Raw genomic sequence first — 24,146 nt, 5'->3', positions numbered from 1 at the left:
TAGTTTTTTAATGTTTTTTTTTAATATTTTTTATATTCAATAAAAATGAATCTTTACTTGTAATGCTTTTTTTCTTTTCAAAATCAAAATCCCAATTTATTAAAGTTTCTTCTAAAACTTTTTCACCATTTTTTCCCATGAAAACAATTAAATTTTTGTAAATACTAAAATTTTTATAAACTAAATCTAAAATTGTTGGTAAAGGTTTAAAAGCTCTTGCCATTATTGTACCTGACTCTAAATTTTGTACTTCAAAAATATTTTCTTGCATAACTTCGGTATTTAATTTTAAATCTCTAGATACTTTTCTTAAAAAAGAACTTTTATGGTGACTTTTTTCATATAAATGAACTTTATTAGGATTTTTCTTATTTTTGATCATAATTGAAATAATTATGCCTGGCATACCACCACCTGATCCTATATCTGTTATTATATTGCTATTTAAATTAATAAATTCAATTATTTGTGCTGAATCAACTATATGACGCTCTCTAATTACCTCATTTTTAGCAGTTTCTTTGCTTATTATATTAATTTCATCATTTCTTTGCTGTAACATTGAAACAAATTTTTCAAAATCAATAAATGTTTCACGTGGAACATTTTGGTCTTTTAATAGTGGATATTTTTTAAAAATTTCTTCCATTAAGCTATAAGCTTAATAGACTTTCTTTTTACATGTGACAACAAAATATATACAGCGGCTGGAGTTATTCCATCAATTCTTAGTGCTTGCCCCATAGTTTTTGGTTTTATTTGTTTAAATTTAGCTTTAACTTCATTTGATAGCCCAGAAAGATCATCATAATTAACTTTCTCGGGTATAATTAGATTTTCGTCTCTTTTAAATGCTAATATATCTGCTTTTTGTTTTTTAAGATAGCCTCTGTAATGAGCATTAATTTCAATTTGTTCATCTATTTTTTTATCAAAAAAAGGAATTTCAGGCCAAATTTCTCTTATTTTTTTCATATCAACACCTTTTTGGGTTAATATTTCATTAGATTTTCTTAAAATGCCATCTTTTGCAATTTTAATGTCAAATTTTTTTATTTTGGTTGGAGAGATAAACGATTCGGACATTATTTTAGATATTGTCTCCAATTTTTTTTTCTTTATCTTTAAAGAAATCTTCTCTTTCTTTTGATATTAATCCAACTCTAATTCCTTTATTTGTTAACCTTTCGTCAGCATTATCTGCTCTTAAACTTAGCCTATATTCAGCTCTTGAGGTAAACATTCTGTAAGGTTCAGCAACACCCTTTGTTACTAAATCGTCAATCATAACTCCAATATAGGCATCTGATCTATCCAAAATAAATGGCTCTTCTTTCTTAAAAGATAAAGCAGCATTAATTCCAGCTATTAAACCTTGAGCAGCAGCTTCTTCATATCCGGTTGTCCCATTTATCTGTCCAGCAAGGTATAAATTTTGAATTTTTTTGGTCTCAAGAGTTAAAAAGAGTTCTCTGGGGTCAATATAGTCATATTCTATCGCATAACCTGGTCTAATTATTTTAACAGTTTCTAAACCACTGATATTGTTGCATATTTCTTGCTGAACATCCTCTGGAAGTGAGGTAGATATTCCATTTGGATATATTGTGTGGTCATTTAGCCCTTCAGGCTCTAAATATATCTGGTGTCTGTCCTTATCTGCAAACTTTACTATCTTATCCTCTATTGAAGGACAATACCTTGGACCAACCCCCTTTATACTACCTGAGTACATGGCACTTCTTTTTAAATTTTTTTGAATTATCTGATGAACCTTTTCATTCGTATAGGTCATCCGGCATGAAACTTGTTTGTTTAAATTTTTTTTAGTTAAGAAAGAAAAAAAATAAGGATCATCATCTGCAAACTGTTCTTCTAAATTATCAAACTTAATTGTTCTAGCATCAAGTCTTGGAGGTGTCCCTGTCTTAAGTCTTCCTATTTTAAAATCATATTTTTCAAGTTGCTCACTTAGCCCTGTTGAAGGCTTCTCATCAAACCTTCCAGCTGGTGTTTTCTCATCACCAATATGTATCAAACCATTCAAGAATGTTCCGGTTGTTAAGATTAGCTTGGCACAATTAATTTTTTTACCTGACGTTGTTTCAAAACCACTTACAGTGTTTTTATTAAAAATAAATCTTATTACAGGATCTGATAAAACTGTTAAATTACAGTAGTTTAACAGTTTTTCTTGCATATATTTACGATATAACGATCTGTCTGATTGAGTTCTAGGGCCTTGAACGGCGGGCCCTCTACTTCTATTTAATAATCTAAATTGTATTCCAGATTTATCTGCAACCTCACCCATCACACCGTCTAAAGCATCTATCTCTCTAACAAGATGACCTTTACCAAGACCACCTATCGCTGGGTTACAAGACATCTCTCCTATGGTCTCAATTTTGTGTGTGAATAGAGCAGTGTTAACTCCAAGACGTGCAGACGCTGCAGCAGCTTCACAACCAGCATGTCCTCCTCCAATTATAACCACATCAAATGACAGATTATTTTTCATAATTTAAATTTATAGCTGATCAAATTTTTTACAAGATGAGAGACGAAACTAATTAAATTATTTTAAATATATTTTTGATCTTAAAAAACGTTAAAAATGTCTATAAATTTATTAATTAAGCTATATTTATCAACGATAAGTAGCCAAAATTAGTCAAAAACTCTTATAAAAAGCAAGTTTTAATTAAAAATAAAATATGTTGATAATATTAGCTTATTTAAGAAAAAAACCAGTTTTACTGATAGTATTATTTATTTTCCAATACAAAAATCATTAAAGATACTTCCTAATATCTCTTCAACATCTACTTTTCCGACAATCATTCCTAAATGTCGTGTTGCTAAACGAAGATCTTCTGCGGCTTTATCAAAATCTTCTGCTTCATTTTTTTCTTCAAAGTTTTTCAAATAATTTAAACTTTGTTCAAGATGTTGCCTGTGTCTTTCACGAGTAATTAAAATATCTTCACTTGTGATAAATTTATTTTTTAATTTATTTTTAATTTTTAAAATTAAATCTTCTAAATTTAGATTGTTTTTTACTGATATTAAAACATGCTCAAAATCTTTTATTTCTGAACTTAAATCTCCTTTTAAAAGATCAGATTTATTTATTACAAGAATTGCATTTTCATCCATTAGTTCTTTCAAAACTCCTTTAAAATCAGTGCTTTTACCATCTATAACAATAAGTTTTAAGTCAGCATTTTCAGCTTTTTTAAGCGCTAATTTTATTCCTTTTTTTTCAATTTCATTTTTAGAGTCTCTAATTCCTGCAGTGTCAGAAACCACAACTGGATAACCATTAATATTTAAATGTGTCTCGATTACATCTCTTGTTGTTCCGGCTATTTCTGAAACGATTGCTGCGTCTCGATTTGAAAGGTGATTTAGTAAGCTAGATTTTCCAGCATTGGTTGGTCCTATGATTGCTATCTTAAAACCTTCTCGAATTCTTTCACCAACTTTCTGATCATCTAAAATTTTTTTTATGTTTAAAATTACCTCATTGGAAATTTCTTTAATATTTTTTAAAATATTTTCAGATAGATCTTCATCTGGAAAATCTATTTTTGCTTCAACGTGTGATAAAATTTTTAAAAGTTTTTCTCTTAAATTATTAAATTTATCTGCAGATTTCCCATTCATAATTTTTATTGCTTGCTGTCTTTGAATTTCAGTTTCCGCCGATATTAAATCTGCAATACTCTCTACTTTCAGCAAATTTATTTTGCCATTTTGAAATGCGAGTTTTGTAAATTCACCTGCTTCGGCTAGACGACAATTTTCAACCTTTGAGATTGAGTCGTGTAAGGCATCAATCACTGCTTTGCTACCATGTATATGAAATTCGACCATATCCTCGCCTGTGTAGCTCTCAGGGCCAGGAAACCACAATATTATACCCTCATCAATAAGCTCAGAAGTGTTGATTTTATTGATTTTTCTTAATGTGGCAACTCTTGGTTCTGGAAGTGTTGTATTGGTTAATAGTTTTATTACTTTTTTTGTGTCCTCTCCAGAAACTCTAACAATAGCTATTCCTGAAATTCCTGGGCCAGTGGAAAGGGCATAAATTGTCATGCTAATATTATAGCTTCAATTTTGTAGTTCTGTAAAACTTTAAATTAATTGGTAGAAGTTTTTACTAAGCTGGTTTATTCATTGAGCTAAAGAAATCTGCATTACTTTTTGTTTCTTTAAGTTTAGAATTAATAAATTCAATAGCATCCATAGTTCCCATTGGACTAATAATTCTTCTTAGCACATTCATTTTTGAAAGGTCGTCTTTATCAAAAAGTAATTCTTCTCTCCTTGTCCCAGATTTAGTTATGTCGATTGCTGGATAAATTCTTCTTTCAGCAATTTTTCTATCCAGAACTGTTTCGCTATTTCCAGTTCCTTTAAATTCTTCAAAAATAACCTCATCCATTCTTGATCCAGTATCAATCAAAGCTGTTGAGATGATTGTTAACGATCCACCTTCTTCAATATTTCTTGCGGCACCAAAAAATCTTTTTGGTCTTTGAAGTGCGTTAGCGTCAACTCCACCTGTTAATACTTTTCCAGAACTTGGAATTACTGCATTATAAGCTCTACCCAATCGTGTGATTGAATCTAATAAAATTACCACATCCTTTTTATGCTCAGTTAGCCTTTTAGCTTTTTCAATTACCATCTCAGCTACAGCAACGTGTCTTGAAGCAGGCTCATCAAAAGTAGAGCTGATAACCTCACCCTTAACTGTTCTTTTCATGTCAGTTACTTCTTCTGGTCTTTCATCAATTAATAAAACCATCAAGTAGCTTTCTGGATAGTTTTTAGCAATTGAGTTTGCAATGCTTTGTAAAATCATTGTCTTACCAGCTTTGGGAGGTGAGATAATTATTGATCTTTGACCTTTTCCAATTGGACTTACGAGATCAATTAATCTTGGAGTTAAATCTGGTTTTTTTTCAATCTTGGTTGTCTCAACTTCCATCACCATTTGTTTATTTGGGTAGAGTGGAGTTAAATTATCAAACGCAATTTTGTGACGAGCTTTCTCTGGTTCTTCAAAATTTATTTTCTCTACTTGCAATAATGCAAAATATCTTTCTCCTTCTTTAGGTGCTCTAACAGGACCCTCGACTGTGTCTCCTGTTCTCAAACCAAATTTTCTAATCTGACTTGGACTCACATAAATATCGTCTGGTCCAGCTAAATAGTTTGACTCCATCGCTCTTAAGAAACCAAATCCATCTTGTAATAATTGTAAAACTCCAGCTCCAGTTATTTCTTCCTTTTCTGCAACTTTTTTTAATATAGCAAACAAAATTTCTTGTTTTCTAAGTGTGCTGGCATTTTCAATTCCTAGCTTTTCTGCTTGTGCTATTAATTGTTCAGACGATTTTAGTTTTAGTTCTTGTATATTCATGAATGGGGGGGGTTAGAATTTATTAGATGGATTAAATATATATACTCTTACGAGTATTTCAAGGTTAGATGGGTTTAAATATAACAATAAAAACAACAAAAATAAGCAATATTGTTGGCACTTCATTAATTATTCTAAAAAACTTAGAAGATTTAGTGTTTTGATCTAGTTTAAATTCATTAAGTAATTTCCCTAAATAGAAATGATAAATTGTTAGTAAAATTATTAATATTAATTTTAGTTTTAACCAAAGTGTTAAGAGGGCCTCAAAACCAATAACAGAGATTAATATTAATCCAAAAATCCAAGACAAGATCATTGCGGGCATCATGATGAAATAAAATAATTTTCTCTCCATTGTTTTAAATATTGAAGATGAAATTTTATGATCAATATTCTCAACATGATAAACAAAAATTCTTGGTAAATACAAAAGCCCTGCCATCCAAGAAATCACAGCTATCAAGTGGAGGCTTTTAAATAAAAGATAACTATTCATAATTTAAACAAGGACACTTTTTAAAATTTGAGGGACACTGGATTTTCGGAGGATAAAGGTTTTCACTAAGCTTATATTCATTTTTTTTTATTATCAATTCTGACATAGCCTTAATAAAATTTTCGTTTGTGCCAAGAGCTGGAACACGTGTATAATTTTTGCATCCATTAGCATCTGCAATCTCTTTATACTCTATATCTAATTCGACCAGTGTTTCTGAGTGTTCAGAAACAAATGCGATAGGAACTAAAACGATATGTTTGCCAATTTTAGAATTTTCAATAATTATATCTTCGGTGGATGGTCCTATCCACTTCAGTGGGCCAACTCTACTTTGATAGCTCAATATCCAATCCAAATTTTTAATATTCAAATTCTCAACTATTTTTTTAACAGATTGTTCCACTTGCCATTGATATGGGTCTCCCTTTTTAATGTTTTTTTCTGGTAAACCATGGGCAGAAAATATTAATTTAAAATTTTTAAGGTCGTTAATTTTTTTTGTTATCTCTTTTGTGTGGGCGTTGATAAAATTTTGGTCTGTGGGGTAACAACAAATTGTGCTTGTTTTAACTTGGTAGTTATTTTTTTTACATACATCTTTCCATTCTTTAATTGAAGACCCAGAAGTTGCAGCAGAATATTGTGGATAAAGAGGCATTAAAATAACTTCTTCGGGATTAAATAGCTGAACATCTTTAATTACATCATTTGCCCTTGGGTTCCAACACCTCATTACAATAAAACATTTATATTTATTGTCAGCTTCGGTTTGGTTTAATTTTGTTTCAAGTGCCCCTGATTGTTCCTTGGTTAATTTTAATATCGGTGATGAACCACCAAGCTCTTCATAAATTTTTTTAGCAACGGGCGCTCTTCTATTAGATATCAATTTTGCCAAAGGATATCTCAATATAGTTGGTAAATTTAAAATTGCTGGATCATTGAATAAGTTGAATAAAAATGGTTCTACATTTTCAATTTTATCAGGACCACCAAGGTTGAATAAAATTACTGCTTTTTTCATTTAATAATCTTTTACTGTTTTGACCAAGTATTCAACCATATCAGGATTAGTTTTGGGTAACACACCATGACCCAAATTAAATATGTAAGGATGATCTTTAAAGATGTTTAAATATTTTAAAGTTTCTTTTTTCAAATTTTCTTTGTCTGTTAATAAAATTTTAGGATCAAGGCCTCCTTGAACTGGTATTTTTATTTCCTTACATATTGAAACAGGATCAATATCATAGTCAATATTAATCGCATCAGGTTTAACGATATCGCAATAATTTTTATAATTTTTTATTCCTCTTGGAAAACAAATTACAGGAATATTTAGTGATTTGACATAATCAACCAAGTTTAGAGTTGGAATATAAACATAATTTGGTAAGTCTTTTTCTTTTAACAGGCCAGCCCAACTGTCAAAAATTTGAATTACTGTTGCACCATTTTTTATTTGTTGATCAATATGTAGTTTTAAAAACTTTTCTAAAATTATCAAAATTCTATTTATTAAAAATTCATCTTTAAAAAAATCTTTTATTAGTTCTTTTTTTGGAGAACATTTATTAATCATATAAACTAACAGTGTCCACGGCGCGCCAACAAACCCTATTAAATTTTTATTTTTTATTAAACTATCTTCGCTAACTTTTTTAATTGATTTATAAACTGGATATAATTTTTCTATAAAATCAATTTCATCAACTTTGGATATGCTTTTTAGTTCTAAAGAACCTAACTTTGGCCCAAAATTTTTTTCAAATTTTACCTCTTGATTTAATCCATACGGAACCATTAAAATATCTGAAAAAATTATAGCAGCATCTAGATCAAATCTTTTAAGAGGCTGTAGAGTTATTTTTGAAGATAAGTTTTCATTTAAACATAAGTTTATAAAATTTGTATTTAATTTTCTAATTTCCCTAAATTCTGGTAAATATCTACCTGCTTGCCTCATTAGCCATATTGGAGAATTAGTTGTTTTTTTGTTTATTATGGTTTCTTGGATAGGTGTCATAATAATAAGTAAATATTTAATTATAGTATTAGTTATATAGTATGTGAATAATGGTAATTAATTGTTTTACAGTTTTTATACATGATTTATCAACAATTAATAATTTATAGAAATACTATATAGTCTTAAATCTAAGGTTTATTTAATATTGTTAGATAAAATGTATATTAATATTTAACATGTTTATTAATGTTTATAAAAGTGAGTTTTTACAAAGAAAAATAATAAATATGATTATTTTAAAAAATGATAAAAATAATACTTAATTATCAACATTTTATTGATGAGTAATACATATCAAATATACCTTATTTCTGATTCTACAGGTGAAACACTGGATAGAGTTTTTCTGGCAATTAAAGCTCAATTCAAAAATATAAAATATGATGTTAAGTCTTATTTTTTTACAAGAACAGAAAATCAAATTTCTAAAATAATGGTGGAAGCAAAGAAAAATGACAACGCAATAATTTTATACACAATCGTTGACACCTCACTTGCAAAGTTTTTAGCAAACAAAGGAGATGAAAAAAAAATTCCATGCTTTAGCGTTTTAGGAAACCTAATAATGAACTTTTCTAAACTTTTAAATCAAAAGGCATCTCACGTTCCAAGTGGACAACATGCTTTGAACGAAGAATATTATGAAAGAATTGAAGCCATCCAATTTACCATGGCCCACGATGATGGAAACCTTGTTGAAGATATCGATAAAGCAGATTTGATATTATTAGGGGTAAGCAGAACAAGCAAAACACCAACATCAATTTATCTTGCTAACAGAGGATATAAAACTCTAAATATTCCTCTAGTAAACGAGCAATCAATACCAGAAAGCTTAAAAAAGAATCCAAAACTTTCTTGTGTAGTTGGTTTAACAACCGAACCTCAGCGATTAGTTGATATTAGAAAAAACAGAATGAACGCTCTTAAAGAAAAAGAAAACACGAATTATACAAACATCAGTAAGATAGAAAAAGAAATCAACGAAGCCAAAAAAACATTTACCAAGTACAGGTGGCCAATAATTGATGTTACAAGAAAATCAGTAGAAGAAACTGCAGCATCGATAATTAAGATATATGAAATAAATAAAAATAATGGTTAAAGAAATTATACTTGCATCTAAAAGTGGTGTGAGAAAAAAAATTCTAGAGAAAAACAATATCCAGTGTAAAATAGAACCATCCAATGTGGATGAGGATAGCGTTAAAGAAAGCTTGTTAAAAGAAAAAGCAACTCCAACAATTATTTCAAAAAACCTAGCAGAATTAAAAGCTAATAAAATTAGCCAAAAGCTTATAGAGAAAATAGTGCTTGGGGCAGATAGCGTAATAGATTTAGAAGGAGAAATAATATCAAAGCCAAACAATAGAGCAGAGGCACTGGAAATATTAAAAAAGATGAACGGAAAAACTCATCAACTGATAAGCTCGGTATGTATATCAAGAGGTGGGTCGATGATATGGAATTACACCGATAAAGCCTCATTAACCATGAAAAATATGACTTTTTTTGAACTAGAGAATTATCTGAAAAAAATTTCCGATGATGACCTCTATGCTTATAATGTTTATCAAATTGAAGGAGAAGGAAGAAATTTATTTTCAAAAATAGAAGGGGATGAAGATACGATCATGGGCCTTCCAGTTAAAAAAATTAAAGAATATCTTAATATTATAGAATGAAAAAAAAATTTTTAGTTATAGGAAATCCAATTGATCATAGTCTTTCACCAAAACTGCACAATTATTGGATCAAAAAATATAAAATTGGTGCGGTTTATGAAAAAAAACTTTTAAACAATAGTGAAATAGAAGATTTAATTTATAATATAAGAGTGGAAAAAATCCATGGAATAAATATAACAGTACCATTTAAAAAGATAGTTATACCTTTTTTAGATGAGTTAAGTGAGGAAGCAGAAATTTCTCAATCAGTAAATACAATCTATAAAAAAGATAATAAAATTATAGGTGAAAATACTGACATTGAAGGCTTTAAACTTAGTTTAGAAAAAACAGAACTTGAAACTAAAAATAAAAAAGCTTTAATACTTGGGGCAGGAGGAGTTGTCCCTTCAATTATTATTGCACTCAAAAAAATGCAAATTAAAAAAATTTATTTGAGTAATCGAACAGAGTTAAAAACAATAGAGTTAAAGAAAAATTTTCCAGAAATTGAAATAATTAAATGGGGAGAAACTTTAGATTTTGATATAATCATAAACGCAACAAGTATTGGATTAAAAGAAAAAGATGAAATTAATATAAATTATGAACAAATTAGCAAAGATAGATTTTTTTATGATGTAATTTATAACCCACCAGAAACCAATTTTTTAAAAAACGCAAAAAAGTGTGGTGGAATAACAAAAAATGGTAAAATGATGTTTATTTATCAAGCTCAAAAAGCCTTTTCTATCTGGCATAAAGTTGTTCCAGAAATAGACAAAGAAACAATTAATCTTTTAGATGTATGATTAAAATTGCAGTGGTAGGAGATATAGGTTCTGGAAAAAGTTATATTGCCAAACTTTTTGGTTATCCAGTTTTTAATGCTGATCAAGAAGTGGCAAACATTTATAAAAAAAACAAAAACTGCTTTAAAAGATTAAAAAAAATTTTACCTAAATATTTTTCAGTATTCCCAGCAAATAAAATACAAATTATAAAAGCAATAGAGGATAGTGAAAAAAACTTAAAAAAAATTACAAAAATCATCCACCCAGAAGTTAGAAAGAAATTATCTTTTTTTCTAAAAAAAAAATAAAAAAAGTAAAGTCGTAATTTTAGACATTCCTCTTTTAGTAGAAAATAAATTAAACCAGAAAAATGATATAATAGTATTTATTCAGTCAAAAAAAAGTGAGATTATGAAAAGACTAAAAATGAGAGATAACTTTAACTTAAATTTATATAATCAATTTAAAAAAATTCAGCTACCACTTAGTTATAAGAAAAAAAAAGCCAATCATATTATTAAAAATAATTTTACTAATAATCTTGTTAAGATAAGAGTAAAAAAAGTACTAAAAGAAATTATATAAGATGAAAGAAGTAATACTAGATACAGAAACAACAGGACTATCTGTTAGAGATGGACATAGGATTGTAGAAATAGGGTGTATTGAGTTAGAAAATTTAATACCAACTAAAAATAGATTTCACTGTTATCTTAATCCCGAAAGAAAGGTCTCTGAAAAAGCACTAGAAGTTCACGGTTATACAGATGAATTTTTATCTACTCAAAAAAAGTTTGCAGAAATAGTGGATGAGTTTTTAAATTTTATAGAAAACAAGAGACTTGTAATTCACAACGCTGAATTTGACTTATCTCATTTAAACAACGAATTAGCATTACTTGGTAAGGAAAAATTAAACAAAGATAGTGTCGTAGACACACTTGCTTTAGCAAGAGATAAGTTTCCAGGCTCTCCAATAAGCCTCGATGCTTTGTGTAAAAGATACAGAGTAGACAATTCAAAGCGGACTCAACACACAGCTCTCATTGACTGCGATTTATTAGCTAAAGTGTATATCAATCTTTTAGATCAAAAAGAGCCCATGTTAAACTTTAAAAATGAAGAAAATGAAAAAACAATAATAAGACCTAATGGTGTTAATCAATATTATAAAAAAGTTATCAGACCATCAGAGGAAGAACTTAGGTTACATAAGGAGTATCTAAAAGGAAGTTTAAAGAAAAATTTTTTTAGTTAGATTTTTGCTTATATAGTTCTGTAAAATTAATTTTCTTATCAAGCTTTATTTCTGGATATCCTGAGTTATGAAGTAAATTTAAAAATGCTTTTTCAAGATTAGGATAAATTTTATTTTGAACATCACACAATATAATTTTTTCTAGTTCTTTTTTATCTTTAACCGACTCATCAATTTTAACTACAGAGGCATATATTATTTCAAAATATGATTTTGTTTCATTATATTCTTTATCCTCAAATTTTAATGTTGTATTGACTTCAATCATTTTATTTTTTAAAGGCTTTGAATTAATATCTATATTTAGTTGATATTTTGAGATATTTTTTTTTACATATATATAGCTTTGAATATTGGGTGTTTCGCTGGATATATCCTTTATAAATTCTGCTAATATTTTAAAGTTTTCTGTCATTTTCATCTTCTATATCTTCAAATTCGCCATTAATAAAATCTTGTTTTTTGTTCACGGGCTTTTGTTTAATTGATACTTTTTTGAATATCAATTTTCTTGTTGGAGGAAATATTATTAATAAACCCAAGAAGTCTGTTGCAAAACCAGGTAAAATTAACAATAGTGCTGCAAAAGCTAAGGCTGCACCTGAAATAATCTCATAAACTGGCAGTTCATTCTTTACCATTTGAGCCATTCCTGACTTTAGAGTGTTAAAACCTTCATATCTGGCGTAGATAATGCCAAAAAAGGCCGTGATAAAGATGAGTAAAATTGTGTTAAAGGCTCCAATTTGAGAACCCAGTTTGATAAACAAATAAATCTCAATAATAGGAATGCCAATTAGTAATAATAAAAACGTGTTCATTTGTCCTTAGTCTAAATTGCTAGTTGTAATTAATCAACATAGTAAATAATATTAAAATATGAATTATAGTTTTGAATACATAGATATTATTCTTTTAGCAATGATTGCTGGGTTTATCTTTCTTCGTCTAAGAGGAATACTTGGTAAAAAAACCGGTTTTGAAGGAAAAATTCCAACCAAATTTGAAAAAGAGTTTCAGAAAATAAATATAGCCCCAAAGCCAGTTAGTGAAAATTTTGATGAAGTGTCACAAAAAGAATTTTTAAAAGGCGCAAAAATCGCTTATGAAACAATTATTACAGATTTTAGTGATAGTGATAATAAGTTAATAGCAAGCAAGCCACTTTTAGGTAAAAAAATTTATGATCAATTTAAAGAAGCACTTGAAGATAGAGCCAGTAAAGGTCATTTTGCAGAAATTACTTTTATAGGGATTAAGTCAGCTGTGATTAAAACTCATAAAAAAATTGAAGACAGTTTAGAGGTTACGGTAGATTTCGTTAGTGAAATCATAACATGTATAAAAGATAAAGATAAAAAGATTGTGTCAGGAGATAGCGAGAAAATAAAAACTGTTTATGATACTTGGGTTTTCTCAAAAAATATTAAATCATCAAATCCAAATTGGCTATTAATTGATACTATTACTTAATTGATTAAGAAGATAACAGACAAAGATAAAGAAGATTGGGAAAATTTCCTAAATAACAAAAAAAAAAACCTTAACAAAAATTCTATAAAAAAAAAAAATCTAAATAATCCAGACAAAGACAAACAGGACTGGGAAGATTTTTTAAATGACAAAGAAAAAATTCCTAATAAAGATTTTGCTCATAAAAAAAATATAAGATATGAGAGGATAAAAAAAAATAGATCTTCATGGTTACACGATTGAAGAAGCAAATAAGGCCATAGAACAATTCATCCAAAAATGTTTTGATGAAAACGTTACTAAAATAATAGTGATTACAGGCAAAGGACTTAGGTCTAAAAATGTTGAAAACCCCTACCTTTCAAAAGATTTGAGTATACTAAAATATTCAGTTCCAGAATTTATTGAAAAAAATAAAAATTTAACACAATTCATTATTGAGATTACAGACGCTAAGATTGAAGATGGTGGTAGTGGTGCTTTTTATATCTATCTTAAAAATAAGAATAAATTTAAAGAATAAATTTAGATAAATCTGTATCCTTAACAAGTTCATCTAGATTTTGTTTAACATAATCGGAATCTATTATAATTTTTTCACCAGCTCTATCTGTTGCTGTAAAACTAATATCATCTAAAATTCTTTCGATAATAGTGTGTAGTCTTCTTGCACCGATATTTTCTACTGTATTATTTACTTCTGAAGCCATATTAGCAATCGCATCAATACCGTCATCAGAAAATTCTAGTTCAACATTCTCTGTTTTTAAAAGGGCGATATATTGTTTAATTAAACTATAGTCTGGTTCTTTAAGGATTCTCTTAAAGTCATCGCTAGTTAAAGCTTCAAGTTCAACTCTTATTGGTAATCTACCTTGTAATTCTGGTAATAGGTCTGAAGGTTTTGCAAGCTGGAATGCGCCAGAAGCAATAAATAAAATATGATCAGTTTTAATTGCACCGTACTTCGTGCTAACTGTTGTTCCTTCAATTAGAGGAAGCAGATCTCTTTGTACTCCTTCTCTAGAAACATCTCCACCAGATCTATCTGTTCTCCCTGAAATTTTATCTATTTCATCTAAAAAAACTATTCCATTGTTTTCTGTTGAATCTTTTGCTGATTTTATAATTTTATCTTCTTCTATTAACTTGTCAGCTTCATCATTAATTAAAATTTCATGAGATTCTTTGACGGTCATTTTTTTCTTTTTTTGTTTATTCCCAACAGATTTTCCAATCATCTCTCCAATATTTATCATTCCAATGTTTGCTCCGGGCATTCCAGGAATCTCAAAAGCAGCTTGAGAGCCACTATCATTTACTGCAATTTCAATTTCATTGTCATCTAAATTGCCATCTCTTAATCTTTTTCTAAAACTTTCTCTAGTAGCAAGGCTTGCTTTATTTCCAACTAGAGCATCTAAAACTTTTTCTTCTGCTAATTTTTGCGCTTTTGCATGAACTTCTTTTCTTTTCTTTACTTTCTCCATCGCAATTGCGATTTCAAGTAGATCTCTTATAATTTGTTCTACATCTCTTCCAACATACCCAACCTCAGTAAATCTTGTAGCCTCCACCTTCACAAAAGGAGCTTCAGCTAATTTTGATAATCTTCTAGAAATTTCTGTTTTACCAACCCCTGTTGGCCCGATCATTAAAATATTTTTAGGTAAAACTTCGTCTTTCATTTCACCTTTTAAAGCTTGTCTTCTCCATCTATTCCTTAAAGCAATGGCAACAGCTTTTTTAGCTTTATTTTGTCCAACAACATATCTGTCTAATTCAGATACTATTTCTCTAGGTGACAAAGAACTGACTAAAGAGTTATCTTTCTTTTCAGTTTTTTCTTTTGGAAAAGATGTAACGTTTGTATCCTTCATTAAATTTTTTCAATTTTAATATTATTATTAGTGAAAACACAAATTTCAGACGCAACTTGAATCGCTTTTCTCGCAACTTCTTCAGCACTCAAATCTGTATCTAATAAAACTTTAGCAGCAGCCAAAGCATAATTTCCACCCGATCCAATACCTATGGCATCACCCTCTGGCTCTAACACATCACCAGTTCCTGAAATTATAAAGCTATTTTTTTTATCGCCAATAGCCATTAAAGCTTCCAGTCTTCTTAAATATTTGTCAGTTCGCCAATCTTTTGCTAACTCGACAGCTGCTCTTGGAAGATTTCCAGCATGTTTTTCAAGTTTTGCTTCTAGTCTTTCAAATAAAGTTAATGCATCTGCTGTTGATCCAGCAAATCCAGCTATTACATTTCTTTTTTCAATTTTTCTAACTTTTGCAGCGGTACTTTTTATAACAGTATTACCCATACTAACTTGGCCATCTCCTGCAACCACTACTTCATTGTTTTTTCTAATAAGCACTATTGTAGTCATGAGTTATAAATGGATATTAATTTTTATTCTTCAAGTAGTAGATTGCAAATATTGATATAGTTAATTAATCCCTATATACATATTATATATTATGAGCAGAATAGGAAAAGTTTCCAGAAAGACAAAAGAAACTAGTATCAATGTTGAAGTTAATATTGATGGTAAAGGTCAATATAAAATTGATACTGGAATAGGTTTTTTAGATCATATGCTTGAACAATTATCAAAGCACTCATTGATTGACTTAAAAGTTAAAGCAAAAGGAGATACTCATATAGATCTTCACCACACAACAGAAGATACTGGAATAGCGATAGGTGAGGCTTTAAAAAAAGCACTAAAAGATTTTAAAGGAATTAAAAGATACTCTCATGCAATGATTCCAATGGATGAAACATTAACAAGAGTTGCAATTGATGTTTCGAATAGACCTTATTTAATATGGAAAGTTAAATTAAAAGTGGAAAGACTGGGAGAGATGGACACAGAACTTTTTAAAGAATGGTTCCAGGCATTTTCTCAATCAGCAGGAATAACTTTGCACATGGAAAATATTTATGGAGATAATAGTCATCATATAATCGAGTCTTGTTTTAAGGCTCTAGCAAGGTCATTAAGAACTGCTTTAGAGATAGACCCTAGAAATAAGAAAAGCATTCCATCAACTAAAGGCTCATTATAAGTTTAATGAATGTCACAATCGTTGATTATAATTCAGGAAATATCAGCTCTGTAATAAATTCCTTTAAAGAAGTCGCTAAAGATAAAGTTAATATTGAGGTGACTTCGAACTTAAATAAGATTAAATCAAGTGATAAAGTAGTCTTGCCGGGACAGGGATCGTTTAAGAGCTGTGCCGATTCATTAAACAGTATAAATGGCTTAGTAGAGACACTTAATGAGTTTGCAATAGTTAATAAAAAACCTCTTCTTGGAATTTGTGTTGGTTTACAGATGTTTGCAGACCTTGGTTATGAAGAAAATGAAACAAAAGGACTTGGTTGGATTTCGGGAAAAGTCTTAAAAATTGATAATCAAAATAATAAATTTAAACTTCCACATATTGGATGGAACGAAATTAATATCATTAAAGAAAGTAAGATTTTTAAGGATATAGAAAATAAATCACACATGTATTTTGTACATAGCTATGAATTTGTTCCAGATGACAAAAGTGTAATTTCTGCAACAACAGATTATTCCTCAAATATTGTTTGTTCGGTTGAAAAAGAAAATATCTTTGGAACCCAATTTCACCCCGAAAAAAGTGATAAATTAGGACTTAAAATTATAGAAAATTTTTTTAATTTATAAACATGAAAATATTTCCAGCCATAGATATTAAAGATAAGAAATGTGTAAGATTAATTAAAGGGGACTTTAACAATAAAACTGAATATGAAACATCACCAGTTGATCAAGCAGGCAAATATAAAGATCATGGTTTTAAAAATTTACACATTGTGGATTTAGATGGCGCTCTAACTGGAGAGACAGTGAATTTGGGCATAATTAAAGAAATAGTTAGTAAATTTGATTTAAGAATTGAAGTAGGAGGAGGTGTCAGAACCATTGATAGTATTCAAAAATATGCAGATGTAGGAGTTGAGAAAGTTATTTTAGGAAGTGCAGCTATAAAAGATAAAAATTTTTTAAAAGAAGCATGTCAGAAATTCCCAAATAAAATTGCCTTAGGTCTAGATGCAAAAGATGGATATTTGTCAGTTTCAGGATGGAAGGAAAACACCAATCAATTGACTTTAGATTTTTTAAAAGAAGTAAATGATTATGGAGCTAGCAGGTTAATTTATACAGACATAAATAGAGATGGCATGAAACAAAGTCCTAATTTTGAAGAAACTACTAATATTGCAGATGTATCTAATTGCCCAGTGATTATTTCAGGAGGGGTGTCTTCAATTGATGATATTAAAAAAGCAAAAAGTTTAAAAAATATTGAAGGAATAATAGTTGGTAAAGCTATATATGATGGTGATATTAAATTAGACGAATTAGTGAGAGAATTAGATGCTTAAAAATAGAATTATACCCTGTTTGGACGTTAAAAATGGGAGAGTTGTTAAAGGAATTAACTTTGTAGATTTAAAGGATGCTGGAGACCCAGTTGAACAAGCTAAAATTTATAGTGATGGTGGTGCTGATGAAATTTGTTTTTTAGATATTACAGCTTCCAATGAAAATAGAGACACAATTTATGACGTGGTTGAAAGAACATCTAAAAAATGCTTTGTGCCCTTAACGGTTGGTGGTGGGGTTAGGGGAATTGGAGATATTAATAAATTATTAAATTGTGGAGCAGATAAAGTTTCAATCAATACTGCTGCAGTTCAAAACCCTGAAATGATAATTGAAAGTTCAAAAAATTTTGGATCACAATGCATTGTTGTTGCAATAGATGCTAAAAAAAATGGCAATAAATGGGAGATTTTTACCCACGGTGGTAGAAACAAAACAAATCTAGATGCAATAGAATTTGCAAAAAAAATGGAAGATAATGGAGCAGGAGAATTACTGGTTACCTCTATGGATAGAGACGGTACTCAAATTGGCTATGATAATGACTTAATGTTTAAAATATCTTCAACAGTTAATATACCTGTGATTGCTTCAGGTGGAGTAGGTAACTTGGATCACCTATTAGATGGTATAAAATTAGGTAATGCTAGTGCTGTTCTAGCTGCTTCAATTTTTCATTATGGAACACACTCCATTAATGAAGCCAAACAATATTTGAATTCAAAAGGAATTCCCGTTAGGATTTAGACATGTCTGAAAGTTTATTAAATTTAGTAAATACAATTAGAGACAGAAAAAATAAGGATAAAGATAAATCTTACACCTCATCATTATTATCGGACGGCCTGTCTAAGTGTATAGATAAAATGGAAGAAGAATTTGATGAACTAAAAGAGGCCCTAAATGATAAATCCAACATAGTTCATGAAGCAGCAGATACAATTTATCATATATTAGTTACACTTGAGGCAGCTGATATTAAGTTTGAAGATGTCTTAAAAGAGTTGGAAGACAGAAAAAAACAATCAGGCATTGAAGAAAAGAATAATAGATAATGGGCTATGACAAAAATAATATTTTTGCAAAAATTTTAAGAAAAGAAATTCCTTGTAAAAAAATATTTGAAAATGACCATGTCTTTTCATTTCACGATATTAATCCTCAAAAAAAAATACACGCATTAGTTATTCCAAAAGGTGAGTACATTGATTTAGATGATTTTAATAATAGAGCTTCAGATAAAGAGATAGTTGCGTTAAGTAAAGCTATTACAGAAGTTTCGAAAATGTTAGGCATATCAACAGAAACAGGTAAAGGCTATAGAGCTTTAACCAATTTGAGTGAAGATGGCGGTCAAGAGGTTCCACATTTACACTTCCATTTATTTGGAGGAGAAAAAATTGGAAAAATGGTTGAGTGATAGAAAAAATTTATCGAAGTTATTTAGAGATAAGATCTCAAAGTGAATTAAAAGAAGTTAAGAAGCCCACAGAAGATTACTCTGTAGAGCTTGTAGACCCAAAAGATTTTCAATTAAATAAATTTTTTTACAAAACTATTGGTAAGAATTGTCAATGGATTGATAGGCTTATTTGGACAGACTTAAATTGGACAGAGTATGTCTCTAATGATCAGTTATTTACATACATTCTTAAAGATAAAAGTGAAATAGCTGGTTACTTTGAACTGTTATTTAACAAACAAAGCAAAGAAGCCGAAATTGCTTATTTTGGAATTTTGGAAGAATATTATGGAAAAAAATTAGGAGGATATTTGTTAAGTGAAGCAATTAAGTGTTCATTTAATATGGGAGGTGGAAGAGTTTGGTTGCACACTTGTTCCTTAGATCATAAAAATGCGTTAAAAAACTATTTGGCTAGAGGTATGAAAAATTTTAAGTCTGAAACTTTAATTAGATAATCAATTATTTTCAGGTAATTTAAAAATCTTGCTATTTATCTCTTGGTTTTTTTTAACAGAAGAAATAAACGTTATTGATAAATTTTGATAAATATCTTCAGTTTGCCATCCAATTAAATTTAAATCTTTCTTATCGAAAAAAATATTAATTTCATTATTATTCTCAAAAATTTTAAAATTTAAGTACTTGTTATCAATATCCTTCGGCTCTAGCCTCTCTATTTTAGAAATTAGATATTTTTTATCTAGTAAAAATTCTAAAGGAGTTTTGTCAAGTGGGTAACGATAATAACTTCCTTTATTATTAGTCTCAATAACTAAAGAACTTCCATTTGAAACTAAAATTTTTTTATTAGCATTATTATATTCACAAAAAATTTTTTTTGGGTATTCAATAACACACCTCCCATCTTCACTCTTATCATTAATTGTTTGTTTGAAATTAAAACTTAAATTATTAGTAAGTTCCAATTGAGAAATTATCTTATTTTTTGGTAATGAGTTGGCTGGAAGGTAAAAACTAAAAAACAATAAAATTATTATTATTCTAGGCATTAAAGAACATCTCTTTTACCAACATGATTAGCCTTACTCACAATTCCATCAGCCTCCATCATGTCGACAATTCTTGCAGCTCTATTATACCCTATTTGTAACTTTCTTTGTAAAAACGAAGTAGATGCTTTGCCCTCTGATCTAATAATATCAAGCGCTGCCTGGTACAACTCATCTTTATCTCCTGAGCCGGAAGCATCTCCACTCAATTCTTTCTCATCAGCAAAATTTAAGATTTCATCAATATAATCTGGCTCTGCTTGACTTCTTAAATAATTATTAACTTTTTCAATTTCAGTTTCTGATACAAATGGAGCATGAATTCTAACGATCTTGTTTGCTGAATACATATAAAGCATATCCCCCTTACCAAGTAGTTGTTCTGCACCTTGTTCACCTAAAATTGTTCTACTATCTATTTTTGAGGTTACTTGAAAAGATATTCTCGTTGGAAAATTTGCTTTAATAGTTCCTGTAATAACATCAACACTTGGTCTTTGTGTAGCCATTATAATATGAATTCCAGCAGCCCTTGCCATTTGTGATAATTTTTGAATATAATTTTCTATCTCCTTTCCAGCAACCAGCATAAGATCAGACATTTCATCAACCACAACAACAATATAGGGCATAGCCAAAGTATGTTTTGCATTATAGCCATCAATATTACGCACTCCTTCTTTAGTCATAAGTCGGTATCTATTCTCCATCTCTTTAACAACCCAACCTAAAATAGAAGCAGCTTTCTTTGCTTCTGTGATCACAGGGCATAACAAGTGAGGTATGCCTTCATAAGTTGATAATTCAAGCATTTTAGGATCAATCAGTATGAACTTACATTTGTCAGGTGTGTGTCTGTAAAGCAGAGATAAGATAATAGTATTTATGCAAACAGATTTGCCTGATCCTGTCGTTCCAGCAATTAATAAATGGGGCATGGAAGCTAAATCTCCAATAACAGGAACACCAGAAATATTCTTACCGAGCGCAATCGGTAATTTGATATCTTTTTTATTAAAATCAGAGTTAGAGAGTATTTCACTTAAGTAAACGTTCTCACGAATAGAATTTGGAAGCTCTATGCCAATAGTACTTCGTCCTGGTATGGTAGCAATTCTAGCCGATTCAGAACTAGTGTTACGAGCTATGTCATCAGAGAGATTAATAATCTTTGATACTTTAACACCAGCAGCTGGCTCAAATTCATTTAATGTAACGACGGGGCCATGACTAACTTTTTTAATGTTTCCACTAACCCCAAAATCTAATAAAATTTTTTCTAAAAATTCACTGTCAATATAATCATCATCTTTTAATTTTTGTTGGTCTTTTTGTGTCGGAATTTTAAGCAAATCAATAGTGGGAAGTTTGAATCGAGTTTTTTTATTAATTGATTTATTTTCACTTTTTATAAAAGGTAAATCTTCCTGAATTAAACTTGTAATTTCTTCCTGAGGTATAAATTCGCTAATTATCTCATTTTCATTAGTGTAGCTCTTTTCTTTTTTTACAAAGATTAACTTAAAAAGTTTTTTTAAAATTTTATAAAAAAATTTAATTTTAAAATCAATACTAATTAAAAATAAAATTAAAATAATTAAAATTAAAAAATAATAAAAAATTTGAGAATTAATATTAATTAAAGAAGTTAAAAAAGTTGTTTCTAAATATTTTCCAATAAAACCACCATTTCCATTAATATAAAGGTTGAAGGCAGTAGGGTAAAAAAAAGAAAAAAATAGAGAACCAAATGAAGAATAAAGAACTGAATAAAAAATACTTTCAAATATTAAAAAAATTTTTTTATTTAGAACTATATTTATGCCAGAAAATATAAGTGTAAATGGAATCAATAAAGCAATAAGTCCAAAAGCTTGGAAAAAAAAATCAGCGGTGAAGCTTCCGTTAAAACCAAGTAAATTTTTAATTTCAGTATTATCTGGAAAAATAAAATTAGGGTCATCAGGAGAGTAGCTTGCAAGAGAAACAAGCAAAAGAAGACCAACTATAACAAGGGCAATACCAACAGTTTCAATAATTCTATTTATGCCAAAATTAATTGTATTGTTGGCTAATTTTTTAAATTCCATAAATAAATGAGTCTAATTAATCACTTTGTATCATCTAATTTTTATTGTTAAAATTAAAATTATTATGAATGTTTGTATTGTTGGTGAAGGTTTAACTGCTCTATCTTTAGCTAAAAGCCTTATAAATAAAAAAATAAATGTTCATTATTATCACAAAAGTAGAAATAGTAATTTTTCTTCCAATAGAACAATAGGGATATCTAAAAGTAATTTTGAATTTTTTAAAGAAAAAATTTTTCAAGTTTCAAAAAACAACTACTGGAAAATAAATAGAATAGAAATTTATACAGATAAAATTAATAAAAAAAATTTATTAAAATTTGAGAATAATAAAAAAGATCTATTTTATATAATAAAAAATGATGAACTTCTAAAATCGTTAAAAAGTAACCTTATTAAAAGTAAATTTTTTAAAAAAATAATATTAAAAAAAGATATTAATGAAGATTTTTTAAATAAAAAAGAATATGATTTAATAATTAATTGTGATGCAAATAATTTTTTAGCAAAAAAGTACTTCACAAAAAAAATTATTAAAAATTATTATAATCTTGCTTATACCACTATTTTAAAACATAAAAAGATAGAGAATAATATAGCAACTCAAATTTTTACAAAGCAAGGTCCAATTGCATTTTTACCAATCTCTAACACTGAAACATCTGTAGTATACTCAATAGATATTAAGAATAAAAAATTTGATAATATCGATGTAATAGATTTGATTAATAAAAATAACCCTAAATATAAAATTAATAAAATTGATAAATTAAATAGTTTTGAGTTGAGTTCTTCAAATTTAAGAAACTATTATAATAAAAATATTTTAGCTTTTGGAGATATGCTTCACAGAGTGCACCCGTTAGCAGGACAAGGATTTAATATGACTATTCGGGATCTTAGAATTTTAATTAAAATTATTGAAGATAAAATTGAATTGGGTATGCAATTAGATTCACAGATATTAGATGAGTTTGAAAAAAAAACAAAAGATAAAAACTTTGTTTTTTCTAAAGTCATAGACTTAATTTATGAATTCTTTAACTTTGATAAAAAAGTTCAAAGTAAAAGTTTTAGCAAAATTCTTAAAGGTATTGGAAAAAACAAGAGGCTAAACAGTTATTTTATTAAACTAGCAGATACAGGAATGAATTTTTAAGCTTATTGAATAGTTGTATTCTGAAAATTATCAAAACTATAAGTGCTTAATATTTCTGAAATTTTATCTTTTCGTACCTCTAAATTTTTGCTTTCTAATAAAATTTGTTTTTCTTCTAGGGAAAAAGGAGAAGCCATTGCTAGGGCATTTATTGTTTCATTTAAATCTTGTTTTTCTAAAGATTTCCAATTTATAATATATCCTTTTTTTTCAAACAATAATTTTAAATTCTTGAAGATTGTCTCAAGATCAGCAAACTTTAATTTTTTTTTTTTCAGGAGTTAAATCAAGCTCAAAATTATTATAATTGATTTCACAAATACGGTAAGGTTTTGTACTTTTAATTTCTTTTGTTATTTCAAATCGCGTTATCCCATTTAATTCAATCATATATCTACTATCAGATGTATCTTTAAAATTGATTATTTTACCTAAGCAACCAATTTTATGAAGCCCAGGGATTGAACTATCATCATTACTTTTTGGCTGTATCAAACCAATCATCTTGTTTGTTTTTATACTATCATTAATCATTTCAACATATTTTGGTTCAAATATATTTAATGGAACTGTTGTATAAGGAAATATAATAAAGTTACTCAATGGAAAGACAGGTATAGTTTTTGGTAAATCATGTTTTTTCATTCTTTCTTTTAGCAAATTTTTGAAAATCTATATACTAATGAAACACTTTATTATTGATTGAACTAAAAAAACCATCTATTTATAGTGTCTTTTATAAGCGGGTCTAGCTCATTGGTAGAGCGAATCGTTGCCAACGATTAGGTAGAGGGTTCGATTCCCTTGACCCGCTCCATAATTAATATAAT

Annotated in this window: 31 protein-coding genes, 1 tRNA gene and 1 pseudogene; 18 read left to right on the top strand and 15 right to left on the bottom strand. The window is 28.7% G+C overall.

Going from position 1 to position 24,146, the window contains the following annotated elements; all coding sequences use genetic code 11:
- Positions 1-7: 7 nt before the first annotated feature.
- The 7 genes and pseudogenes from ABXT52_RS07000 to hemE form a co-directional block, all read right to left on the bottom strand.
- Entirely contained in the window at positions 8-649 is a 642-nt protein-coding gene (locus ABXT52_RS07000; protein WP_415271831.1) for a 16S rRNA (guanine(527)-N(7))-methyltransferase RsmG, read from the bottom strand.
- A pseudogene (mnmG, locus tag ABXT52_RS06995) lies at positions 649-2,521 on the bottom strand (tRNA uridine-5-carboxymethylaminomethyl(34) synthesis enzyme MnmG). The gene ABXT52_RS07000 and the pseudogene mnmG overlap by 1 nt, the downstream one beginning before the upstream one ends.
- A 251-nt stretch (positions 2,522-2,772) precedes the next feature.
- Positions 2,773-4,104: a tRNA uridine-5-carboxymethylaminomethyl(34) synthesis GTPase MnmE gene (gene mnmE, locus ABXT52_RS06990; protein WP_415271830.1), complete on the bottom strand. Its 1,332-nt coding sequence runs from the start codon at positions 4,102-4,104 to the stop codon at positions 2,773-2,775.
- 64 nt (positions 4,105-4,168) lie between these two features.
- On the bottom strand, positions 4,169-5,437 hold the full coding sequence (rho, locus tag ABXT52_RS06985; protein WP_006997560.1) for a transcription termination factor Rho: 1,269 nt from the start codon (positions 5,435-5,437) through the stop codon (positions 4,169-4,171).
- A 64-nt stretch (positions 5,438-5,501) separates the two neighbouring features.
- The gene (gene hemJ, locus ABXT52_RS06980; RefSeq protein ID WP_415271829.1) at positions 5,502-5,936 is read right to left on the bottom strand and encodes a protoporphyrinogen oxidase HemJ; all 435 of its coding nucleotides are present in this window, start codon (positions 5,934-5,936) and stop codon (positions 5,502-5,504) included.
- Positions 5,929-6,963, bottom strand: coding sequence for a ferrochelatase (gene hemH / locus ABXT52_RS06975; protein WP_415271828.1), 1,035 nt, complete (start codon positions 6,961-6,963; stop codon positions 5,929-5,931). Before hemH ends, hemJ begins: the two co-directional genes overlap by 8 nt.
- On the bottom strand, positions 6,964-7,965 hold the full coding sequence (hemE, locus tag ABXT52_RS06970) for a uroporphyrinogen decarboxylase (RefSeq protein WP_415271827.1): 1,002 nt from the start codon (positions 7,963-7,965) through the stop codon (positions 6,964-6,966). It lies immediately after the preceding gene.
- A gap of 283 nt (positions 7,966-8,248) precedes the next feature.
- Between hemE and ABXT52_RS06965 the strand changes: the two genes are divergently transcribed.
- From ABXT52_RS06965 to dnaQ, 6 genes are read left to right on the top strand one after another with little or no spacing between them, the layout of a single operon-like run.
- The gene (locus tag ABXT52_RS06965) at positions 8,249-9,073 is read left to right on the top strand and encodes a pyruvate, water dikinase regulatory protein (protein WP_415271826.1); all 825 of its coding nucleotides are present in this window, start codon (positions 8,249-8,251) and stop codon (positions 9,071-9,073) included.
- On the top strand, positions 9,066-9,653 hold the full coding sequence (locus ABXT52_RS06960) for a Maf family protein (protein ID WP_415271825.1): 588 nt from the start codon (positions 9,066-9,068) through the stop codon (positions 9,651-9,653). Before ABXT52_RS06965 ends, ABXT52_RS06960 begins: the two co-directional genes overlap by 8 nt.
- Positions 9,650-10,447, top strand: coding sequence for a shikimate dehydrogenase (gene aroE / locus ABXT52_RS06955; RefSeq protein WP_415271824.1), 798 nt, complete (start codon positions 9,650-9,652; stop codon positions 10,445-10,447). The genes ABXT52_RS06960 and aroE overlap by 4 nt, the downstream gene beginning before the upstream one ends.
- Positions 10,444-10,737, top strand: a complete 294-nt coding sequence (locus tag ABXT52_RS06950; RefSeq protein WP_415271823.1) for a dephospho-CoA kinase — start codon at positions 10,444-10,446, stop codon at positions 10,735-10,737. The genes aroE and ABXT52_RS06950 overlap by 4 nt, the downstream gene beginning before the upstream one ends.
- A 16-nt stretch (positions 10,738-10,753) precedes the next feature.
- Positions 10,754-11,014 (top strand): dephospho-CoA kinase, encoded by a 261-nt coding sequence (locus ABXT52_RS06945; RefSeq protein ID WP_415272534.1) that lies wholly within the window; start codon positions 10,754-10,756, stop codon positions 11,012-11,014.
- Between the two features lies 1 nt (position 11,015).
- Positions 11,016-11,687 carry a DNA polymerase III subunit epsilon gene (gene dnaQ, locus ABXT52_RS06940; RefSeq protein WP_415271822.1) on the top strand — a complete coding sequence of 224 codons (672 nt, stop codon included), beginning with the start codon at positions 11,016-11,018 and terminating at the stop codon, positions 11,685-11,687.
- On the opposite strand, the gene ABXT52_RS06935 is transcribed toward dnaQ, so the two are convergent.
- Together ABXT52_RS06935 and ABXT52_RS06930 are read right to left on the bottom strand one after the other, a co-directional pair.
- Positions 11,680-12,102: a protein-export chaperone SecB gene (locus tag ABXT52_RS06935; protein ID WP_415271821.1), complete on the bottom strand. Its 423-nt coding sequence runs from the start codon at positions 12,100-12,102 to the stop codon at positions 11,680-11,682. The two genes, dnaQ and ABXT52_RS06935, sit on opposite strands and share 8 nt — an antisense overlap.
- Positions 12,086-12,508 carry an FxsA family protein gene (locus ABXT52_RS06930; protein WP_415271820.1) on the bottom strand — a complete coding sequence of 141 codons (423 nt, stop codon included), beginning with the start codon at positions 12,506-12,508 and terminating at the stop codon, positions 12,086-12,088. Before ABXT52_RS06930 ends, ABXT52_RS06935 begins: the two co-directional genes overlap by 17 nt.
- Positions 12,509-12,566: 58 nt before the next feature.
- Here ABXT52_RS06930 and ABXT52_RS06925 point away from each other — a divergent pair, with 58 nt between their 5' ends.
- From ABXT52_RS06925 to ABXT52_RS06915, 3 genes are read left to right on the top strand one after another with little or no spacing between them, the layout of a single operon-like run.
- Positions 12,567-13,160, top strand: a complete 594-nt coding sequence (locus ABXT52_RS06925; protein ID WP_415271819.1) for a Tim44/TimA family putative adaptor protein — start codon at positions 12,567-12,569, stop codon at positions 13,158-13,160.
- Entirely contained in the window at positions 13,161-13,403 is a 243-nt protein-coding gene (locus tag ABXT52_RS06920) for a hypothetical protein (protein WP_415271818.1), read from the top strand.
- A complete protein-coding gene (locus ABXT52_RS06915) occupies positions 13,378-13,683 on the top strand; it encodes a Smr/MutS family protein (RefSeq protein ID WP_415272533.1) in 306 nt (101 codons plus the stop codon). Before ABXT52_RS06920 ends, ABXT52_RS06915 begins: the two co-directional genes overlap by 26 nt.
- Here ABXT52_RS06915 and hslU read toward each other — a convergent pair.
- Both hslU and hslV read right to left on the bottom strand, forming a co-directional pair.
- Positions 13,673-15,040 (bottom strand): ATP-dependent protease ATPase subunit HslU, encoded by a 1,368-nt coding sequence (gene hslU / locus ABXT52_RS06910; protein WP_415271817.1) that lies wholly within the window; start codon positions 15,038-15,040, stop codon positions 13,673-13,675. The genes ABXT52_RS06915 and hslU overlap by 11 nt on opposite strands.
- On the bottom strand, positions 15,040-15,555 hold the full coding sequence (gene hslV / locus ABXT52_RS06905; protein ID WP_415271816.1) for an ATP-dependent protease subunit HslV: 516 nt from the start codon (positions 15,553-15,555) through the stop codon (positions 15,040-15,042). Before hslV ends, hslU begins: the two co-directional genes overlap by 1 nt.
- A gap of 91 nt (positions 15,556-15,646) precedes the next feature.
- Here hslV and hisB point away from each other — a divergent pair, with 91 nt between their 5' ends.
- The 7 genes from hisB to ABXT52_RS06870 are packed head-to-tail and all read left to right on the top strand — an operon-like array spanning position 15,647 to position 19,512.
- Positions 15,647-16,237: an imidazoleglycerol-phosphate dehydratase HisB gene (gene hisB / locus ABXT52_RS06900; protein ID WP_415271815.1), complete on the top strand. Its 591-nt coding sequence runs from the start codon at positions 15,647-15,649 to the stop codon at positions 16,235-16,237.
- A 5-nt stretch (positions 16,238-16,242) separates the two neighbouring features.
- The gene (hisH, locus tag ABXT52_RS06895; protein WP_415271814.1) at positions 16,243-16,869 is read left to right on the top strand and encodes an imidazole glycerol phosphate synthase subunit HisH; all 627 of its coding nucleotides are present in this window, start codon (positions 16,243-16,245) and stop codon (positions 16,867-16,869) included.
- 2 nt (positions 16,870-16,871) lie between these two features.
- The gene (gene hisA / locus ABXT52_RS06890) at positions 16,872-17,591 is read left to right on the top strand and encodes a 1-(5-phosphoribosyl)-5-[(5-phosphoribosylamino)methylideneamino]imidazole-4-carboxamide isomerase (protein WP_415271813.1); all 720 of its coding nucleotides are present in this window, start codon (positions 16,872-16,874) and stop codon (positions 17,589-17,591) included.
- Positions 17,584-18,339 carry an imidazole glycerol phosphate synthase subunit HisF gene (gene hisF / locus ABXT52_RS06885; RefSeq protein ID WP_415271812.1) on the top strand — a complete coding sequence of 252 codons (756 nt, stop codon included), beginning with the start codon at positions 17,584-17,586 and terminating at the stop codon, positions 18,337-18,339. The genes hisA and hisF overlap by 8 nt, the downstream gene beginning before the upstream one ends.
- Before the next feature lie 2 nt (positions 18,340-18,341).
- Entirely contained in the window at positions 18,342-18,647 is a 306-nt protein-coding gene (gene hisE / locus ABXT52_RS06880) for a phosphoribosyl-ATP diphosphatase (protein WP_415271811.1), read from the top strand.
- Positions 18,647-19,012: an HIT domain-containing protein gene (locus ABXT52_RS06875; RefSeq protein ID WP_415271810.1), complete on the top strand. Its 366-nt coding sequence runs from the start codon at positions 18,647-18,649 to the stop codon at positions 19,010-19,012. The genes hisE and ABXT52_RS06875 overlap by 1 nt, the downstream gene beginning before the upstream one ends.
- Positions 19,009-19,512, top strand: a complete 504-nt coding sequence (locus ABXT52_RS06870) for a GNAT family N-acetyltransferase (protein WP_415271809.1) — start codon at positions 19,009-19,011, stop codon at positions 19,510-19,512. The genes ABXT52_RS06875 and ABXT52_RS06870 overlap by 4 nt, the downstream gene beginning before the upstream one ends.
- Here ABXT52_RS06870 and ABXT52_RS06865 read toward each other — a convergent pair whose 3' ends face one another.
- Both ABXT52_RS06865 and ABXT52_RS06860 read right to left on the bottom strand, forming a co-directional pair.
- Entirely contained in the window at positions 19,513-20,067 is a 555-nt protein-coding gene (locus ABXT52_RS06865; protein ID WP_415271808.1) for a LolA family protein, read from the bottom strand.
- Positions 20,067-22,157 (bottom strand): DNA translocase FtsK 4TM domain-containing protein, encoded by a 2,091-nt coding sequence (locus tag ABXT52_RS06860; RefSeq protein ID WP_415271807.1) that lies wholly within the window; start codon positions 22,155-22,157, stop codon positions 20,067-20,069. Before ABXT52_RS06860 ends, ABXT52_RS06865 begins: the two co-directional genes overlap by 1 nt.
- Before the next feature lie 64 nt (positions 22,158-22,221).
- Here ABXT52_RS06860 and ABXT52_RS06855 point away from each other — a divergent pair, with 64 nt between their 5' ends.
- On the top strand, positions 22,222-23,316 hold the full coding sequence (locus ABXT52_RS06855; RefSeq protein ID WP_415271806.1) for an FAD-dependent monooxygenase: 1,095 nt from the start codon (positions 22,222-22,224) through the stop codon (positions 23,314-23,316).
- Positions 23,317-23,318: 2 nt separating this feature from the next.
- On the opposite strand, the gene ABXT52_RS06850 is transcribed toward ABXT52_RS06855, so the two are convergent.
- On the bottom strand, positions 23,319-23,534 hold the full coding sequence (locus ABXT52_RS06850) for a hypothetical protein (protein WP_415271805.1): 216 nt from the start codon (positions 23,532-23,534) through the stop codon (positions 23,319-23,321).
- 31 nt (positions 23,535-23,565) lie between these two features.
- Positions 23,566-23,961, bottom strand: a complete 396-nt coding sequence (locus ABXT52_RS06845; protein ID WP_415271804.1) for an LON peptidase substrate-binding domain-containing protein — start codon at positions 23,959-23,961, stop codon at positions 23,566-23,568.
- A gap of 97 nt (positions 23,962-24,058) precedes the next feature.
- Here ABXT52_RS06845 and ABXT52_RS06840 point away from each other — a divergent pair.
- Positions 24,059-24,133, top strand: a tRNA-Gly gene (locus tag ABXT52_RS06840).
- The last annotated feature ends 13 nt before the right edge of the window (positions 24,134-24,146 follow it).

Source organism: Candidatus Pelagibacter sp. Uisw_121 (assembly GCF_047722545.1).
Classification (GTDB): Bacteria; Pseudomonadota; Alphaproteobacteria; order Pelagibacterales; family Pelagibacteraceae; genus Pelagibacter.
Note: the sequence above shows the minus strand (reverse complement) of the source record. Positions and strands in the feature narration are given on the sequence as shown.